This window comes from Candidatus Pelagibacter sp. Uisw_134_02 (assembly GCF_047720265.1).
Lineage (GTDB): Bacteria > Pseudomonadota > Alphaproteobacteria > Pelagibacterales > Pelagibacteraceae > Pelagibacter.
In genome coordinates, this window is the sequence record NZ_CP159813.1 from 886,551 (window position 1) to 905,283 (window position 18,733).

An 18,733-nucleotide genomic window follows, 5' to 3' on the forward strand; every position below is an offset into this window, starting at 1 on the left:
ATAAAAAAATATGAACATTAATTTAAGGAAATTTACTAAATTTGTCGATAAAACTTTCATTGAAGGTGGTAAAAAAGCAAAAGAACCAGTTTTATTAGTTTCAGTAGCTGCAGTTTTTAAAAACCCATGGCATGGACAGGGCTTTGTTGAAGATTTACGACCTGCTATTTTAGATTTGGCCCCTAAATTAGGTGACTTACTGGTTCCAGAACTAATTAAAGAGATAGGATCACCAGAAAAAATTTTAGCTTATGGTAAGGCTGGTATTGTAGGATTAAGTGGTGAAATAGAGCATGCTTCAGCATTTATTCATACACTGAGGTTTGGGAATAAATTTAGAGATGCAGTTGGAGGAACTTCTTATCTTAGTTTTACAAATACTAGGGGTCCTGCAGGATCTAAAATTTCTATCCCCATGATGCATAAAACTGATTCCGGTTTAAGGCCTTATTATTTAACTCATGAATTTACAATTCATGATGCACCTTTTGATGATGAAATTGTCATAGCAATCGGTGGAGCTTCAAGCGGAAGAGCTCATGCAAGAACTGGTGACAGATATAAAGATATGAAAGAAATGGGTATCGAGCCCAAGTAGATTTAATGATAAATGGCACTGACTCATCAGGAACTTTTTATCTATTAAATAAAACTGATAAAAAATATCCAATAGTATTTATTCATGGCGTAGGTTTAACTCATGAAATTTGGAAACCTCAATTAGATTATTTTAAGGACAGCACTACTATTTCTTTTGATATTTTAGGCCACGGTAAAACTTCCTTAAATAAGTCAAATATAAGTTTTGATGATTTTTCAGAACAATTAGTAGATCTATTAAGAGAATTAAAATTTGATAAAATTCATTTAGTTGGATTTTCAATAGGCTCATTAATAGCTAGAAATTTTGCTACTAAATATAATGAAAGACTTAAGTCACTGACGTTACTTGGCTCAATATTTAAGAGAAGTGAAGAACAGCAAAAAATTGTTAATGACAGATTCAATTTATCCAAAAAAAATTTAAAACTCTCAAAGCAAGCATTAAAAAGATGGTTTACAGATAAATATCTGGAAAAAAATCCAGATACTTATGAAAAAATCAGTTCAATATTAGAAAAAAATAATATGGAAAGTTTCTTAAAAGTTTATAAACTTTTTGTCTTTCATAAAAATAATGAGGCTTTTCAAAACATCAAAGTTAACACATTGGTTATGACTGGTGAAAACGATGTGGGATCTACAATAGATATGTCTAAAAAATTAAGTAAAGTAATTATTAATAGTCAATTAAAAGTCATTAAAGGTGGCAAACATCTTTGTAGTATTGAATGTGCGGATGATGTAAATATAGCTATTAAGAACTTTATAGAACTAAATGACTAAATTAAAACAGTATAAAATGTTTATTAATGGTGAGTGGGTTGATTCGGAAAGTAAAAAAACTTTTGAAACTTTAAACCCTGAAACAAATAAACCTTGGGCAATAGTTCCTGAAGCAAGTGCAAAAGATGTAGATAAAGCAGTTAAGGCTGCTCAAAAAGCATTTGAGGGAGAATGGCCTAAATTACTACCAAGGGATAGAGGAAAATTTTTAAGAGATATTGGAAATCAATTGAGAGAAAATGCAGAGATGCTTGGAGAAATTGAAACAATTGATACAGGAAAGTTATTTAGAGAAACTAAAAAACAAGCAAATTATATTGCTGAATACTATGATTATTATGCGGGTCTTGCTGATAAAGTTGAAGGAACAGTATTGCCAATTGATAAACCAAACATTCAGGCAATTACAACTAGAATTCCAATAGGTGTGATCGCTGCTATTGTACCATGGAACTCACAAATGTTTTTAACTGCAACTAAACTTGCTCCAGCACTTGCGATGGGAAATACTGTAGTACTTAAATCTTCAGAGTTAGCGCCAGCAGTAATTTTTGAATTTGCGAAATTAATTGAAAAAACTGGTTTGCCAAAGGGAGTTTTAAATGTAGTTACTGGTTTTGGAGATCCGTGTGGCAAAGCTTTAACAACACACAATCTTGTTGAAAAAATAGCTTTCACAGGCGGACCTGAAACTGCAAGACATATAATTAAAAATTCTGCTGAAAATTTATCTGAAGTCAGTTTAGAGCTTGGAGGTAAAAGCCCTGTTGCTGTGTTTGACGATGCAAAACAAGATAATGCTATTAACGGCATTGTTGCAGGAGTCTTTGGTGCTAGTGGACAGAGCTGTATTGCTGGTTCAAGGCTTTATATTCAAAAAGGAATTTATAATGAGTTTTTATCTAAACTTGTACAAAGAACAGAAAAAATAAAAATTGGTGCACCAATGGACTCAGAAACTGAAATGGGACCTTTAAGTAATTTTAAACAATTACAGATTATAGAAAAAAATATAAAACGAACTATTGAGAAGGGCGGAAAACTTAAGTGTGGTGGTAAAAGACATTCATTTTCAAATGAAGGCTATTACTTTCCTCCAACTATTATTGAATGTGATAACCACAATCTTCCAACAGCAAAAAATGAGTTATTCGGACCAGTTTTATCAGTAATGAAATTTGACACAGAAGAAGAAGTTTTAAAACAAATGAATGATAACCAATATGGATTATCATCAGGTGTTTATACAAGTGATCTTGCAAGAGGCATGAGAGTTTCAAAAGCAATTCGTGCAGGAATTACTTTTGTAAATACATATAGACTAATATCTCCTTCAGCTCCTTTTGGGGGAATAAAAGATAGTGGATACGGAAAAGAAGCAGGCATTGAATCCATTAAAGATTACACAAGAGTAAAAACAACTTGGTTTTATACTTCTGATGAGCCCTCTCTTGATCCCTTTTCAATGAGATAATGCCTTTAAAACATATATTAGTTTTACTATTTATAATGGCTGCACATGGGAGTGCTTTTCCAGTTGCTAAATTAGCACTTAACAATTCTGTACCACCTATTCTTATGGCTTCACTTAGAATGGGTTTGGTATTAATTATTTTGATACCGTTTTGGAGATTTAAATTACCAGAAAAAAAACATATAACTTCACTAATAGCTTTTTCAATTTCTATGGGTGTGTTGGTTTATGTTTTTATGAACTTGTCACTTTATTATTCAACAATTATATCTCCAATAATTGTTGGTTCACAATTAGCTATACCTTTTGGAATTCTTGCAAGTGCATTAATGCTTGGAGAAAATATAAACTCAAAAAAATGGATTCTTATATTCACAGCCTTTGTTGGAATTGTAATAATATTTTTCGATCCAAAGCTCGGTAATAATTTTATTGGTTTATTTTTTGCTAGTTTAATGGCTTTATTTTTTGGTTTAGCTCAAGTCTACTCTAGACAATTAAAAAATTTAAATACAAGCATGCTCAATGCAAGTGTCGCTCTCTTTGGTTTTACAATCTTATTAATTATTTCTTACTTTATTGAAGGAAATATATTGTTAAATATAAAAAGTATTAATTTAGAATCTTGGATGTTAATTTCGTATCAAGCTATTATAGTCTCTCTGTGTGCACATCTTTTAATGTTTTATCTCTACAAATTCTATACTGTTGGGCAAATTTTTCCTTTCTATTCTTTATTTCCTATTTTTGGTATTGTCTTAACTTTTTTAGTATTTGGTGAAGTGCCAACTACTTTGTTCATATTGGGTGGCATAATTGTAATAACTTCGGTCTTTTTGCTACATAAAATAAGATAATTTACTCATTGAATTATTAGATTAATCATAATTTAATTAGCTTTTTATAAATTGTTAACAATCAAAGAGGAAAATAATGAAAAAACTATTTATCGCCGCATTTATGTTTGTGTCAACTTTCACATCGAACGTATTTGCTGATGGACACGCAATTAAGATGGGAATTATTTTAGGATTTACTGGTCCTATTGAGTTCTAACACCAGCTATGGCTGCATCTGCAGAACTTGCATTTAAAGAAGCTTCTGATTCAGGTTCATTACTAGGTGGAAAGAAAATTGAAGTAATAAGAGCAGACTCAACTTGTGTTGATTCAGCAGCAGCAACGGCAGCAGCTGAAGGTGTTATTGCACAAGGTGTAGCAGCAATTATGGGTGCTGACTGTTCGGGTGTAACTGGTGCTATTGCATCAAATGTAGCTGTACCAAATGGTGTGGTAATGATTTCACCCTCTGCAACATCACCAGGACTTACAACTTTAGATGATAAAGGGTTCTTCTTTAGAACGGCCCCTTCTGATGCTAGGGGTGGACAAGTTTTAGCTGATATTACAAAAGATAGAAAAATTAAAAGTGTTGCTATTACTTACACAAATAATGACTATGGAAAAGGTTTAGCTGATGTTTATAAAGCAGCAGTCGAAGCTCATGGTATTAAAGTAACAACTGTATCAGCTCACGAAGATGGAAAAGCAGATTACTCATCTGAAGTAGCTACTTTAGCCGCAGCAGGCGGTGATGCAGTCGCAGTAATTGGTTACCTAGACCAAGGTGGAAAAGGAATTATACAAGGTTCTTTAGACTCTGGTGCGTTTGATAAATTTATTTTATCTGATGGTATGATTGGTGACTCTTTAACAGAAGCTTTTGGAAAAGATTTGAATAAATCTTTTGGCTCAATGCCTGGTTCAATGAATAAAAAAACAGCAGGTACTTTTACAACTATCGCAAAAGCTGCTGGTATCGACTCATCTGGACCTTACACGGGTGAATCTTATGATGCTGGAGCTTTGATTGTTCTTGCAATTCAAGCAGGTGGATCAGCTGATAGAGCTTCTATTGCTAAAAATGTAATGGATGTTGCTAACGGTCCTGGAACTAAAATTTATCCAGGTGAACTTAAAAAAGCTTTAGATTTATTAGCTGAAGGTAAAAAAGTTGATTACGAAGGTGCTACTGGAGTATCATTTACAGAAGTTGGTGAAGCTGAAGGTTCTTTCTTAGAAAAAGAAATCAAAGGTGGAAAATTTAAAAATAAGAAACAAAGATAATTAAAATCTTAATTTTAAAACCCCCAGCGACAAAATTGCTGGGGGTTTTTTTGTCTAAAAATTACTGATAGCTCTAAAACTCCCCAATATTGAAATGAATATAAGAAAATAAAAAACTATTTTTCTGTATGTCTCTTCTTTACTTTTAACAAAAAATTTATCTCCAATGAAAACTCCAATAGGTAAGACAATGATCAATGGAAGTGTCCTATAAATAGTTGTTATATCAACAATTCCTGAAAAAAAACTTAGAATAAAAGCGTAAATATCTGTTAAGAAAAATAATGCCGCCAAAGAACCCCTGATTATAGCAGGCTGAATACTTGTGATTAAAAGAAAGAGAGCAACAGGCATACCTCCTAAAGTGGTTAATCCATTCAATGTTCCAGAAAATATTCCAGTATAAAATTTTGCAAATTCATTATTGATTTTAATGTTTTTGTACCCTTTCATTAGTAACAATGAAAAAAATATTATTAGTAAACAAATAGATAGGTGCGTTACATCTGAAGATAAATACTTTAATAAGTAAAGACCTAGTGGAGATCCAATAATTATTCCTAGTAGTACTTTAAAAACAAAATTCCAATCAATTTTGGTCCAAACATATGGAATCATAAAGATGCTAATTAATACCTCAAGTATTAGAATTATTGGAACTATTTCTATTGCTGGAAGAATAAAAGAAAAACCAGAAATACATGTAGCTGAAAAACCAAAGCCGTTAAAACCTCTTATTATAGAAGCAATAAATACTGTAAATATTATGAAGTAAATTTCGACTAAGCTGAGTTGAAAATAAGATAAAAGATCCATCTTATCTTTTTTCCCTAGAATCTGCTCTTAATGTTGATAAAATTATTATAGCTAAAAAGATTAAACAAATTAAATTCATTGTTTTCCAACTCGTTAACGTTAAGAAAATTCCTGCTGATAAACTTGCTACTGCTTGAATAGAATAAACAATTAAATCATTAAAACCTTGTGCTTTAAATTTTTCATCTTCTCTATAAGATAGAACTAATAAACTTGTTCCAGATATAAATAAAAAATTCCAGCCAAATCCTAAAAATATTAGAGCAATTAAATAATTAACAAAGTTTTGCTCAAATAAGCTTGTTGAAATTGTTACTAGGAATAAAACTACACCTGCATACATTATTTTACTATGACCAAATTTTCTTATCAAATTTCCTGTGACTAGTGATGGTAAAAACATTGCTGCAATATGCAGCTGAATTACAATTCCTGTTTTAGTTAAACTTATTTTCTCCATTACATGCATACTTATTGGTGTTGCAGTCATTAAAAATGACATTACCGCATAAGCAAATGCAGAGGCTACTAAAGCTTGTAAAAATCTTGGTTGAGAAATTAATTCTAAATAACTACGTTTGATTTTTTTATTAATACGATTTGGTTTATGTCCATCTTGATAAAATAATAAAAAAATTGTTGAAGTAAGAGTTAAAGCTGCAAGCGCAATGTAAGATCCAGCATATAGATGTTCAGAAATGATATCTTTTGTTATATTAGCAACATTAGGTCCAATGAAAGCTGAACCTATTCCTGCTAACAATATTATTGATATTGCTTTAGGTGCCATATCTTTTTTTACTGTTTCAACTGCTGCAAAACGATATTGATGACTAAAAGCCACTCCTGCTCCAAGTAAAAAACATGAACAATTAAAAAGAATAAAACTTTCATTAATTATTGAGTAAGCAGCTAGTAATGATGACAATGAGCTCCCTATAGATGCAAGCATAAAGCCGGCTCTACGTCCAATTATGCTCATGACCTTTGCTGCAAAAATTGCAAAAATAGCTATACCTACAATTGATAAAGCCATCGGTAGAGTTGCTAAAGATTTTACTGGGCTAAATTGAGAACCAATTATTCCACTTAAAAAAACTGTTACCGGTGCCGCTGTAAAAGCAAAGACTTGACTTAAAATCAGCAACCATAAATTTTTATTCATTAAAAAAAATATTTATCGCCAATATACATAGCCCATGCTATTGCAGCTCCTAGTATAATATATTTCATAATATTCCTATTTTATTTCGATTTTCTCTGGAAGTATACCTTTAGGACGGTATCTCATGATCAATAAAAGACCCATGCCCATCATTAAATATCTAAAGTATGGAACGCTTTCAATTAAGTGAATCTTTAATGAATGTGTATCTGCTAAACCTACAGTAAATAAATTAATTAAAAACAGCGCTATTGGTGCTGCTTCAATCCATAGAAACCAGACTGCAAAACCACCTAATATGGCACCAAAATTGTTTCCACTTCCTCCAACAATAACCATAACCCAGATTAAAAAAGTATATCTCATTGGCCTATAACTACCTGGTGTAAATAGACCATCTTGAGTAACTAACATTGCACCAGCAATTCCAACAATTGCTGAACCTAAAATAAAAATTAATAAATGTTGTTTAACAACATTTTTACCCATAGCATTTGCTGCTTCTTCGTTGTCCCTTATTGCTCTCATCATTCTTCCCCATGGAGAATAAAGAGCTTTTTGAGTAATTATTAAAAGAGCTATAACTACCACTAAGAACAATCCTGAATAACAAAGTTTTACAAATACTGATGATCCTTCAATAACTAATTGATTAAGAGCCGCTTGCTTATCAGATATAACTGAAATTAAATCTAATTTACTAGAATTAAACTTTGCAACTAGATTTATAAACCATTCTTTTGTTTGAAGCTCAACCTCATAAGGTACTGGTCGATCTAATCCAATTACATTTTTAACTCCTCTTGTTAACCAGTCTTCATGTTTAATGATAGCTATAACTATTTCTGATATTAATAATGTAGCAATGGCTAAATAATCTGCACGTAGCCCAAGCGCAACTTTTCCAACTACAAAAGCTAGACCTCCAGCAAAAAAAGCACCGACAATCCAAGAGAACATAATTGGCAATCCTAATCCTCCAAGAAATCCTGTTGTTGCTGGGTTAACACCTTCAATAGCTTCAATGCTTGGCTCTGATGTTATTCTTATAATAACAATTCCAGTAATAATAATTACAGCAATACCATAAGTTCTAATTTTTGATTTTTCAAAATATTTTAATACGAATTGAATTGCAAATATCATCACTACTATTAACCCTAAGCACATTAGAATATTAAAACCACCTGCAACCCATGCTTCTTGTACTGGTTCAGCTGATATTAAAACTGCAGCTAACCCACCTAGTGCTGCATAGCCCATGAGACCAAAATTAATTAAACCTGCATACCCCCATTGAATATTTGCACCCATAGTCATCACAGCAGAAATCAAACACATATTAAAAATTGATAGAGCAACATTCCATGATTGAAAAATTCCAACTAAAATAATTAAACCCATCATTATTGTGTAGGCTGTAATCACGTTTAAGTACTTTCTCACAATACCTTCCCCTTAAATATTCCATTTGGTCTATAAAGCAAAACGATCACTAATATAGAAAATGATACAGCAAATTTATAATCTGTTGATAATAGTTGAACTAATGTTTCTGGCTCCATACTTTCTGGTAAAACATACATAAAGAATTTTTTATAAGCGTAGGTGAGGAATATTTCTGAAAAAGCTATAACATATCCTCCTAAAAATGCTCCAAAAGGGTTTCCAATACCCCCAACAATTGCAGCAGCAAAAATTGGTAGCATGTTATTAAAATAGGTAAATGGTTTAAAACTTTTGTCCAAACCATACAAAGCTCCACCAATAGTTGCTAAAATACCTGCAATAATCCATGTAATCATAACTACTCTTTTGGGGTCAATCCCAGATAATAAAGCTAAATCCTCATTATCAGAATAAGCACGCATACTTTTTCCTGTTTTAGTCTTATTTAAGAACCAAAACAGAATGGAAACCAATACAAGTGTTACAAATACAGTTATGACCTGACTAGATTTAATAGCCAAGCCCTCATTAAGTCCTGTCATTTCTTTAAATTCTCTAGCTTTAACAATAAATCTTTCTCCATCAAAAAACCTTCTATCTGATGGACCAATTATTATTCTGACCACAGCTTGTGTTACAAACATTACACCAATACTAACCATTGCAAGTTGAACTGGTGGGCTTTTTTGAACTCTATAATAACTAAATACAAATTTATCTATAAAGAGCATATAGCCAATCATAAAAATTATGGCAAAGGGAATAGCAAGAAGGGCTGTTGGTAAAACACCTAAGGAGATACCTATTGATTGAAAGTACCAAGTAATTAAAATAGTAACCATTGTACCAAAAGCCATCATGTCTCCAGTTGCAAAGTTTGCAAACCGTAGAATTCCATAAATTAAAGTTACAAATATTGCACCTAGCGCTAGTTGTGAGCCATAAGTAAGAGCTGGCACAAAAATATAATTTAATAATAATATAATTGCGTTTAAAAAATCCATACTATCCACCTAAAAAAGAGCTTCTTACTCTTGAGTCATTTAATAATTCTTTTCCTGTTCCTGAATATTTATTTTCACCAGTAACTAAAACATATCCTCGATCAGAAATATTAAGTGCTTGTTTAGCATTTTGCTCTACCATTAAAATTGCGACATTAGTTCTTTTCACTTTAATTATATGATCAAATAATTCATCCATTACAATTGGAGAAACTCCTGCTGTAGGCTCATCTAACATTAGTACAGATGGCTTTATCATTAACGCTCTACCAAGGGCCACTTGTTGTCTTTGACCTCCTGATAGTTCACCAACTAATTGATTTCTTTTTTTTCTCAATATTGGAAATAGTTCATAAATTTCTTCTATAATATTTTTATAATTATCATCTCTTAAATAAGCTCCCATCTCTAAGTTTTCTTCAACACTCATTCCAGAAAATACATTTTTAGTTTGAGGTACAAATGAAATACCCTCTTTAACTCTATCCTGTGGTGAAAGTTTTGAAATATCTTTACCATCAATTATAACTGAGCCAGATTTTAAATTTAAAAGACCAAGTAGTGCTTTCATAGCTGTTGATTTACCGGCACCATTTGGTCCAAGTATAGAAACTATTTCACCTCTATTAACATCAACTGAACAAGAATTAATAATATCAGGTCCATTACCATAGCCACCTGTCATTTTTAAACCTTCAAAAAAAGCCATTAATTTTCATCCTTTAGTTTTGATCCTCTACCTAAATAACTTTCAATAACTTTTTCATCTTTCTTTGCTTCTTCAGCTGTCCCCTCAAATAAGACAGATCCTTCTGCCATAACAATAACAGGATCACACAATCTACTTATAAATTCCATATCGTGTTCAATCATACAAAAAGTATAACCTTCTTCTTTATTTAATTTAAGAATCGCAGTTCCAAGATCTTTAAGCAATGTTCTATTAACACCTGCCCCTACTTCATCAAGTAAAACTAATTTTGCATCGACCATCATAGTTCTCCCAAGTTCTAATAATTTTTTTTGTCCACCTGATAAATTTCCAGCTAATTCATTTGATAAATGTGTCAGATTTAAAAAATCAACTACGTCTTGTGCTTTTTGTTTTACAGCAAGTTCTTCAGTTCTAACTAAACTTGGTTTCATTAAAGCTGTCATCAAATTTTCACCTGACTGATTTGCAGGGACCATCATTAAATTTTCAAGTACAGAAAGGTTTGTAAACTCATGTGCTATTTGAAAAGTTCTTAAGATACCTTTTGAAAACAATTCATATGAGGGAACATCTGTTACATCTTTATTATTAAATAATACTTTTCCTTGAGAGGATTTTAAATTGCCTGCAATTAAATTAAATAAAGTAGTTTTACCTGATCCATTAGGTCCTATTATACCAGTAATTGACCCTTCTCTAATTTGTAAAGAACAATTTGATACTGCAGCCAAACCACCAAAATATTTAGATAAATTCTTTATTTCTAAAATATCAGACACTTTATTTAAGACTTATTAATTTTTTAAACATTCTTAGATATGGATAGATAATCTTAATGAAAATATTATAGTTCCAAATTTTTTTAGTCTTATTGGCTTCGATGTTGAAATCCACAAGTTTATATATTTTTCCTAAACCATTTTCTCCAAAATGTTTTGTATAAAGTACTTTTTCATTATTATTATAGTAAAACTCTTTTATAATATCACTTGTTAAATCATAAACTATACTATTCCATATATCTTTATTTTTTCTAAAAGGATAGCTATCTATATCATCAATAAAAATTGCACCATCTTTTTTTAAATACTTAAACCATATATTTAATAATTTCAAAACATGGTAATTTTCATGATAGCTATCTATATAAATTAAATCTATCCCCTCTTTTTTTATCTCATCAAAAGTTTTTAGTATGTAATTACTATTAAGATCATCACTTTGTATAAAATTCCATATTTTAGAATTTGCCACTTTGCTACAATCTTGAATATCTACAGAAAATAATTTGCCATTTTTTTTTTCGAGATACCATAAAAAAGCTTTTGTAGAAGAGCCTCTCTCAACACCTAATTCTAAAACTTTTGGATTTTCTTTATTATCTAAAAATTTTGTCATTATTCTTAAATGACTATTTTCTTTTAAAAGTTCTTTAGCTATAGGTTCGTTATAATCAATATTATTCATTAACTCTTATTCAATCTTTTATTTATATTATTTAGTGTTGTTTCTAATGATTTATAAAAACCTGCTTTAGTTAACTCTTTGACACCTTGCTCATTTAATCCTTTAGGAGTTTGGGACTCTTTCACTAAATGTTTTAAATCTTTTTTAGAATTTACAACAGCATCTTCTGATAGCGCTGAAAATAAAGATGTTATATATTTTTGTGCATTTTCTCGTTTAATTCCTCTTTTGACCAACCAATCTATCATTACTCTTAATAATTCGTAATAAGATGCCATTATTCCTGATGTTGACCAAAAATTTTTAGACAATCTTTCATTTTTAATTTCTACAGTTGTGCCAATTTTATTAAAAAAATCTCTTACTTTTTTATTTGGTGGGTAAATAGGTACAGGTCCTTTTTTTAAGGAAATTGGTGGTAATGGTATGGCTCTTACTATTTTTGCTTTAACTTTAATTGCTTTTTTTAATTCTTTAAGTGTAATTGTGGAGATAAAGCTAACAATTGTTTGGCTGGCTTTAAATTTGAATTCTTTGATAATTTTTTCTCCTACTGAGGGAGTTACCGATAAAAATATCCAATTACATTTGTCAATTATTTCATGATTATCTTTTGCAATAGTTACTTTTTTAAATTTTTTTTCAAGTTTTTTAGCTATGTATTTATTGCGTGGGGAAATTAAAACTTTAGAAAAAGATATTTTTGAATTACATATTCCAAGAATTACTGAAGAAGCAATTTTTCCGGTGCCTATAAAACCTAATTTCATTTTTATACTATATCAGAAATGATTGTAATATTTTATGTAAAAAAAAAGCCCCCAAAAGGGGGCTTTAATTTTTAAATTAATTAAAAAATTAATTAGAATGATTTACCAATTGAAAGACCTGCAAGCACGCTTTCAACTTTAGTAATTTTAATTTCTTTCGTATTAGTAGTATCAGAAAGTTTTACGTCGTCATAATCTGTAATTGTACCTTCTGCTCTTATGAAAAAACCGTTATCAAAAGTCTTATTGTAACCAAGACCCATTACAGTTCCATCCATAGACGTGTTTCCATAAGCACCACCTGTACCTAAAGTTTCTTTTGTATCTATATCAACAGAAACCATACCAGCTTTTACATACAAATTTTCAGTAATGTTCACAGCAGCATAAAGAGTGTTTATATTGCTAAAATCAACTTTAACTGTGTTAGTAACGGTAGCTGCATTATCAGTTTTACTGTCTTCAGTTGTATCAGAAGAAAGTGTTGAGTTTACCATATCGTAACCAACTCTAAATCTGCTTCCTAAAGTTTTTTCAATAAAAAATGATGAATGACCAAATACATTAGTCACATCGCTTGAACCTTTTTTGTTTGTTTCGATAGTTTCATTACCTTCAGCAAAAATAAGCCCAGTGCTTCCTGTAACACCAATATTTACACCGATTTCTGCAGAAACCATTGAAAATGATCCAAGTGTTATTAGGGTCGCAATTATTATTTTTTTCATTATGTTTTTCCCTATTCTTTAACTTTATTAATATTAATCTAGACACCTTATAATAAATTCTTTGTTAAAATATATTATTATTTATCTAAATTTTCTCTTTTTTGATTAATGTTGCATTATTACAACAAAAAAACCCTTTAAATTAGCTAATTTTAAAGCATTTTAGATTATTTATTATCTTACAATCATAAGTTTTATTTAAAAAATCAAAATAAATCATTCTGAAAAAAATGTTCCCCTGATTCTCAAAAGTTCTCTACTTAATTCTATATTTTCCTTAAAAGGTTTTCTCCCATGAAGCCAAAAATAATTGTTTGCGACAACTGCTGAACCAACTGGAAGCTTAATAACCAGCTTGTTTTTACTTTCCTCAATCCCATCAGAAAGGTTCTGTAAAAACGTACCTTGCTCCATATTTTTAGGTTCAGGAAACTGATCTATATAGGAAATCTTGGGCCTACCCTTTTCATCAGAAGAAAAAACAGGGTGCTCAACTTTGTAATCTATATTTTTACTTTTTGGTGAACCCCAAATAAAATTCTGTTTACCTATTGGATCGTTGTATAAATATTCACAGTGTTCCCAATCATCTAGATGTAACATTGCGGTCTCTCCACCTTCTACATTTTGCTCATCAATTTTAGTCATTAATAACCAGTCAGTAACCTCTTTAACATAAGTTCCATCTGTATGAAGATCCATATTGGTATAAGCTTTTCTTAAATACGAGTCACTTTTATCCTCATGCTTAACAGTAAATCTAGCATAATATTTTCCGGCCATTGAATCGTGATTTGGAATTCCAATCAAATGAGCAATAGCAGTTGATAATTTAACCAAAAAAGTATGATCGATCTTAGAATTAATATTCTTTGGTCCAATAATAAAACAACCTGTTTCCCGATCTCTTATTATCTTATTCATAAATTTGCTTAATTTATTAGATGTTAGATCGTCTAAACTTTTTGCTAAAGTGAAACGAGTAAATGGTTTGTACTCAAGTGCAGTAATATCAAATTTATTAAATGGAAATATTAGTTTATCTAAAATTTCATCTTCAATTCTAATGTCTATTATTCTTTTTGAATTTTGATGTTCTTTTATTGTTATTCCGGCAATATTTTCCATTAGAGATAATTACTTAACACTGTCATCATAATAGCAGAAATAACAGTTGGATATACAAAATTTCTTTTTGAAATAAAAAATATGAATAAACAAAATAAGACTACAGTTAATCTACTTAAATAACTTGCATCAGATAAAACCCCTACGGGAAAAACAATTGTTCTAGCAATCAGTGCTGCTAAAGTTGAGTATGCAAGACAATTAAAATATCTAAATAATTTTGACGTCTCTTTTATTCTTTCAGAAGAAATAGCTCCCAATAATCTAGAAGAGAATGTTGCTAACGATGTAACTAAAATTGCAAGAACTATGCTAGTTGACACTTAGTTCTCCTATTAAATAAGCAATAGTTCCACCAATAAGTCCACCAAGTAAAATTGACCATTCAGGTGATAGAAAATAAAATATTGGTCCTAACAATAAACCCAATATTACAGATGCTACTATTTGTATAGATTTCATTGCACCAACCATCATACATAAGAAATAAATTGGATTTAAAATTGCTAGACCCATCATCATATTTTTATCCAAGTAATCTGATGCATAAAATCCAATAAATGTACCTATAACTGCTGTTGTCCAAGTTGCACAGCCAATTCCAATCCAAAAATCAATTCTATGTTTTTTTTCAATATCTTTGTATTTGCTTTTCATTATTAACCAAGCAGAGACTGCAATGAAATGACATGAAAAATAATATTTCCATCTTGGCTGACTTTTGTGCATCATTAATGGAAATAAAGAAACGGCCATTGGATAAAGTCGAGCATTAACAAACCAAACTGCTAAAAAAATATTTAATAGCGATGCTCCTACTAGTAACGACTCAGCCATAACCAATGAACCTGGTAAGGCATAAGTAAGCATGGTTGAAAAAATACTTTCCTGAATATTAAAACCTAAATTTTTAAGAAGTGCACCTATTGCAATAAAGCAACAACCAAGTGCAAGGGCTGGGCTGTCTGGAGTTAGAATTGATTTAAAACCTTTAAAGAAAAATTTTTTATTAATCATTACCCGCCAAGGAATAATCTACCTACATCAGGGTTTTGCAATAATTCATCGCCTTTACCAGCAATCGCAGTTTGTCCAGATACTAAAACGTAACCTATATCTGCAAACTCTAATCCTTTTTTGGCATTTTGTTCTACTAAAATAATTGTTTTTTTTTCGTTTTGTTGAAGATCTCTTAATATTTCAAAAACCATGTCAATATACCTTGGCTCTAAACCAATTGAAGGTTCATCAACAAGCAATACTGATGGCTTCATAACTAATGCTCTAGAGATTTCTAACAATCTTCTTTCTCCACCAGATAAAACTTTAGCAGGTTGATTTCTTCTATTTCTTAATCTTTCATATTTTTCAAAAATTCTTTCTGCTTCTTCATAGGACTCGTCAGTATTTTCTTTGGAATAACCACCCATCAATAAATTTTCTTCAACAGTCATATCTGGAAAAACAGAATTATCTTGAAGTATATAAGCAATTCCACATGATGTAAGTTTTTGAGCTGGAGTTAAGTTGGTAATGTCTTTTCCATCAATTTCTATTTGTCCTGAAAAAATATTTGTAAATCCATAAATAGAATGAAGTATGGTAGACTTCCCCGCGCCATTTGGACCAATCAAACATAGTGACTGAGCCTTACTTACATTTAAATTAAAATCATGAAGTATTTCCATTTTACCATAACCAGCTGATAATTTTTTTATAGTTAAGTGAATATTATCTGGAGATAATTTTTGTAAATCTTCTGGTCCTGGTGCTTTACCTAATACATCATATTGATTTGACATTATTGTGCCCCCAGGTAAGCGTCTAGCACACGCTTATCATTTTTAATTTCATCTGGAGTTCCGTTTGCTAACATTTGACCGTGTGCTAAACAAAAAACTCTTTGTGCTAAATTCATTATTACTTTCATATTGTGCTCTATAACTAGCAAGGTAATTCCGTAGTCTTTATTAACACTGATTAAACGGTCAATAATTCCATTAATTAAAGTAGGGTTTATTCCAGCTGTTGGTTCATCTAATAAAAGCATTTTAGGTTCATTCATTAGTGCCATTGCAAGTTCTAGTAATTTTTGCTGTCCAAATGAAAGATCACCAGCTCTAAGCTTTCTTTTTTGATGAAGACCTACAAATTTTAATAACGTTTCTGCTTTGTCTGTTAAATCAAATGGTATCTTTTGAAATACTGATAATATTCCATCATTCTCAGGTTTGTTACTGATTAACATATTTTGAATACAGTTTAATTTTCCATAAATTCTAGTTTGTTGAAAAGTTCTAAGTAATCCAAGCTTTGCAACAACAGGTACTGGCAGTTCTGAAACTTCTGTACCATCAAATTTAATCGAACCATTGTCGATGGGATAGGTTCCTACAATTGAATTAAATAAAGTAGTTTTACCAGATCCATTTGGACCAATTAATCCAACAATTGAACCTTGTTCAACTGACATTGAAATATCAACATTGGCTTTAACACCACCAAAAGACTTACTCACATTTGATATGTCTAATATAGCCATTACTTTAGTTCCACCTGTGCTTTTAAGTCAGCTTCATCTACAACTTCACCAAATCTTTCAGGATACTTTTCTCTTAACCATCCCATTACCCCTTCAGGAAAATAAACAACAATTACGATAATTAAAACTCCAAGAGCAACATACTGCCAGCCCAAGAAGTAAGTCCAAAAGCCCTCTTTAAATAAGTGAAATATAGTTGCACCAACAAGTGGTCCCCATAAGGTTCCTTTACCACCGAGGATTGCCATTAAAACCATGAACACACCAAAAGTTGGTCCAGCAAATGCAATTTCAGTTGGTTCAATGTAACCATTAATATGTCCCATTAATCCTCCAGCAATTCCAACAAAGAATGCTGAAACCATCCAACCAATAATTTTATATCTCATTGTGTGAATTCCCATTGCTTCAGCTTTATCCTCATTGTCTCTTATTGCATTTAAAACTAAACCAAATCTTGTGCTGTAAGCCCATTTTAAAGTAACAAATGTTACAACTGCAAGAGCAAGGCACAAATAATATAAAAACTGAGATGAAGAAGCATTAGTACCAAATCCTTTTGGCCAAACTGGAACTGTCATACCTTGACCTGCGCCAATTATTTCAATTCCACCTGCAAGTTCACCTGCAGCAATTCCTAATGCTAAAGTACAAATTGCAAAATAGTGCCCTCTTAAACCTAAAATTCCATAACCAATTACTCCTGCAATTATTGTTGGGATAATTCCTGCTAATAGTATTCCCACTCCAAAACCTTGAAAAAATTGAGGGATAGTGTGAACAAAAGTTTTTTCTCCACCTGCATCTGTCCATTCAGCTAATGAGAAAAACATTGCTATTTGAGTGCTCGAAGCAACATACATTCCAACACCAAAAAATAATATATTTCCAAACGTGTTGTAACCCATCTGTCCACCTTGAACATCCCAAGTCATGGCTAGAACAATTAAAATATAAAGAAATGATAATTGAAGTTTGTAAGCTGGAAATATAAATGCTCCAGCTAAGCCAAAGATTATTAAACAAGCATATAATAAAGTATTTTTACTCACTATTTTAAATACTCTCTTTTTCGGGCTAATTTAAACCTTCTATAAACTAGTATAATGACTAATAACGAGAATACTGCTGCAATTCTAAATTCTGTTCCAAGCAGATAATCTGCCCATTCTTCAAATACACCAAGGCCCATACCAGATATTGCAACAGCTGGTAAATTTCCAAGTCCTGCAATAATTACAATCATGAAAGATCTAACTGTGTAGGGTAATCCTGTATAAGGGTGAAGTGTGAATGTGATTGCGATACATGCTCCTGCTATTCCACATAATGCTGCATTAATACCAAAAGTTGCTGCATAAACTTTCTCGGTATCAACACCTAAAATTTTTGCTGCTCTTGCGTTTTGAGCTGTTGCTCTAATTGCTCTACCTAATTTTGATTTCTTCATGTAGATGACAAGAATAATTGCTGATATCACACAAATAGCACCTGAAAATATCTTTGCATTAGGAAGTGTAACTGAGTTGTTAAATAACATTGTTGTTCCAAAATTTGATTGAGCAACAACAACATCTGCACCAAATGCAAAGTTCATTAGTTGTTGAGCTAAAATACTAATTCCAAAAGTTGCAAGAATTGATGTAAATAAATCTTTGTCTACTACTTTGTTAATAACAAGTTTGTACATTCCCCAACCTACACAATACATAATGATTGGCGATACAATTGCTCCAAAGGCTGGGTGTATTCCTGATAGATACATAAAGTACGCAATGTATCCACCCATGATTACTAATTCACCTTGAGCAATGTTTATTATATTCATTACTCCCCACTGCAATGCCATTCCATAAGCAATTAATGCAAACAAAATACCAAGAAGTATTCCATCCATTGACGCTTGAACCATTAAAATAGGAGCTTGGAAAATTAAAAAATCCATAAATTCTTTAAATGTTTA

At 31.2% G+C, this 18,733-nt stretch carries 20 protein-coding genes and 1 pseudogene; 5 read left to right on the forward strand and 16 right to left on the reverse strand.

Annotated features, from left to right (window positions below; translation table 11 throughout):
* Positions 1–10 precede the first annotated feature (10 nt).
* The 5 genes and pseudogenes from ABXT56_RS04915 (at position 11) to ABXT56_RS04935 (ending at position 4,986) form a co-directional block, all read left to right on the forward strand.
* Positions 11–598 (forward strand): amino acid synthesis family protein, encoded by a 588-nt coding sequence (locus tag ABXT56_RS04915; RefSeq protein WP_415299602.1) that lies wholly within the window; start codon positions 11–13, stop codon positions 596–598.
* A 5-nt stretch (positions 599–603) separates the two neighbouring features.
* The gene (locus ABXT56_RS04920; protein WP_415299603.1) at positions 604–1,386 is read left to right on the forward strand and encodes an alpha/beta fold hydrolase; all 783 of its coding nucleotides are present in this window, start codon (positions 604–606) and stop codon (positions 1,384–1,386) included.
* Positions 1,379–2,860, forward strand: a complete 1,482-nt coding sequence (locus ABXT56_RS04925) for an aldehyde dehydrogenase (RefSeq protein WP_415299604.1) — start codon at positions 1,379–1,381, stop codon at positions 2,858–2,860. The genes ABXT56_RS04920 and ABXT56_RS04925 overlap by 8 nt, the downstream gene beginning before the upstream one ends.
* Positions 2,860–3,717, forward strand: a complete 858-nt coding sequence (locus ABXT56_RS04930) for a DMT family transporter (protein ID WP_415299605.1) — start codon at positions 2,860–2,862, stop codon at positions 3,715–3,717. Before ABXT56_RS04925 ends, ABXT56_RS04930 begins: the two co-directional genes overlap by 1 nt.
* A 76-nt stretch (positions 3,718–3,793) precedes the next feature.
* A pseudogene (locus ABXT56_RS04935) lies at positions 3,794–4,986 on the forward strand (ABC transporter substrate-binding protein).
* Positions 4,987–5,040: 54 nt separating this feature from the next.
* Here ABXT56_RS04935 and ABXT56_RS04940 read toward each other — a convergent pair.
* From ABXT56_RS04940 to ABXT56_RS05015, 16 genes are all read right to left on the reverse strand, one after another.
* Positions 5,041–5,802, reverse strand: coding sequence for a sulfite exporter TauE/SafE family protein (locus ABXT56_RS04940; protein ID WP_415299606.1), 762 nt, complete (start codon positions 5,800–5,802; stop codon positions 5,041–5,043).
* Position 5,803: 1 nt separating this feature from the next.
* Positions 5,804–6,967: an MFS transporter gene (locus tag ABXT56_RS04945; RefSeq protein ID WP_415299607.1), complete on the reverse strand. Its 1,164-nt coding sequence runs from the start codon at positions 6,965–6,967 to the stop codon at positions 5,804–5,806.
* Positions 6,968–7,042: 75 nt separating this feature from the next.
* Positions 7,043–8,374, reverse strand: coding sequence for a branched-chain amino acid ABC transporter permease (locus tag ABXT56_RS04950; RefSeq protein WP_415301398.1), 1,332 nt, complete (start codon positions 8,372–8,374; stop codon positions 7,043–7,045).
* Between the two features lie 35 nt (positions 8,375–8,409).
* Positions 8,410–9,420, reverse strand: a complete 1,011-nt coding sequence (locus ABXT56_RS04955) for a branched-chain amino acid ABC transporter permease (RefSeq protein WP_415299608.1) — start codon at positions 9,418–9,420, stop codon at positions 8,410–8,412.
* A 1-nt stretch (position 9,421) separates the two neighbouring features.
* A complete protein-coding gene (locus ABXT56_RS04960; RefSeq protein WP_415299609.1) occupies positions 9,422–10,129 on the reverse strand; it encodes an ABC transporter ATP-binding protein in 708 nt (235 codons plus the stop codon).
* Positions 10,129–10,905 (reverse strand): ABC transporter ATP-binding protein, encoded by a 777-nt coding sequence (locus tag ABXT56_RS04965; RefSeq protein ID WP_415301400.1) that lies wholly within the window; start codon positions 10,903–10,905, stop codon positions 10,129–10,131. The genes ABXT56_RS04960 and ABXT56_RS04965 overlap by 1 nt, the downstream gene beginning before the upstream one ends.
* A 10-nt stretch (positions 10,906–10,915) precedes the next feature.
* Positions 10,916–11,602 carry a class I SAM-dependent methyltransferase gene (locus tag ABXT56_RS04970; RefSeq protein WP_415299610.1) on the reverse strand — a complete coding sequence of 229 codons (687 nt, stop codon included), beginning with the start codon at positions 11,600–11,602 and terminating at the stop codon, positions 10,916–10,918.
* Positions 11,602–12,372, reverse strand: coding sequence for a pyrroline-5-carboxylate reductase (locus tag ABXT56_RS04975; RefSeq protein ID WP_415299611.1), 771 nt, complete (start codon positions 12,370–12,372; stop codon positions 11,602–11,604). Before ABXT56_RS04975 ends, ABXT56_RS04970 begins: the two co-directional genes overlap by 1 nt.
* A gap of 92 nt (positions 12,373–12,464) precedes the next feature.
* Entirely contained in the window at positions 12,465–13,100 is a 636-nt protein-coding gene (locus tag ABXT56_RS04980; protein ID WP_415299612.1) for a hypothetical protein, read from the reverse strand.
* A gap of 216 nt (positions 13,101–13,316) precedes the next feature.
* Complete coding sequence (gene glaH, locus ABXT56_RS04985) at positions 13,317–14,228, reverse strand: glutarate dioxygenase GlaH (protein WP_415299613.1); 912 nt, start codon at positions 14,226–14,228, stop codon at positions 13,317–13,319.
* Positions 14,228–14,551, reverse strand: coding sequence for an AzlD domain-containing protein (locus ABXT56_RS04990; RefSeq protein WP_415299614.1), 324 nt, complete (start codon positions 14,549–14,551; stop codon positions 14,228–14,230). The genes glaH and ABXT56_RS04990 overlap by 1 nt, the downstream gene beginning before the upstream one ends.
* Positions 14,541–15,245 (reverse strand): AzlC family ABC transporter permease, encoded by a 705-nt coding sequence (locus tag ABXT56_RS04995; RefSeq protein ID WP_415299615.1) that lies wholly within the window; start codon positions 15,243–15,245, stop codon positions 14,541–14,543. Before ABXT56_RS04995 ends, ABXT56_RS04990 begins: the two co-directional genes overlap by 11 nt.
* Entirely contained in the window at positions 15,245–16,030 is a 786-nt protein-coding gene (locus tag ABXT56_RS05000) for an ABC transporter ATP-binding protein (protein WP_415299616.1), read from the reverse strand. The genes ABXT56_RS04995 and ABXT56_RS05000 overlap by 1 nt, the downstream gene beginning before the upstream one ends.
* Positions 16,030–16,770 carry an ABC transporter ATP-binding protein gene (locus ABXT56_RS05005; RefSeq protein WP_415299617.1) on the reverse strand — a complete coding sequence of 247 codons (741 nt, stop codon included), beginning with the start codon at positions 16,768–16,770 and terminating at the stop codon, positions 16,030–16,032. The genes ABXT56_RS05000 and ABXT56_RS05005 overlap by 1 nt, the downstream gene beginning before the upstream one ends.
* A complete protein-coding gene (locus ABXT56_RS05010; protein ID WP_415299618.1) occupies positions 16,770–17,822 on the reverse strand; it encodes a branched-chain amino acid ABC transporter permease in 1,053 nt (350 codons plus the stop codon). The genes ABXT56_RS05005 and ABXT56_RS05010 overlap by 1 nt, the downstream gene beginning before the upstream one ends.
* Positions 17,822–18,715, reverse strand: coding sequence for a branched-chain amino acid ABC transporter permease (locus ABXT56_RS05015; protein WP_415299619.1), 894 nt, complete (start codon positions 18,713–18,715; stop codon positions 17,822–17,824). Before ABXT56_RS05015 ends, ABXT56_RS05010 begins: the two co-directional genes overlap by 1 nt.
* Between the last annotated feature and the right edge of the window lie 18 nt (positions 18,716–18,733).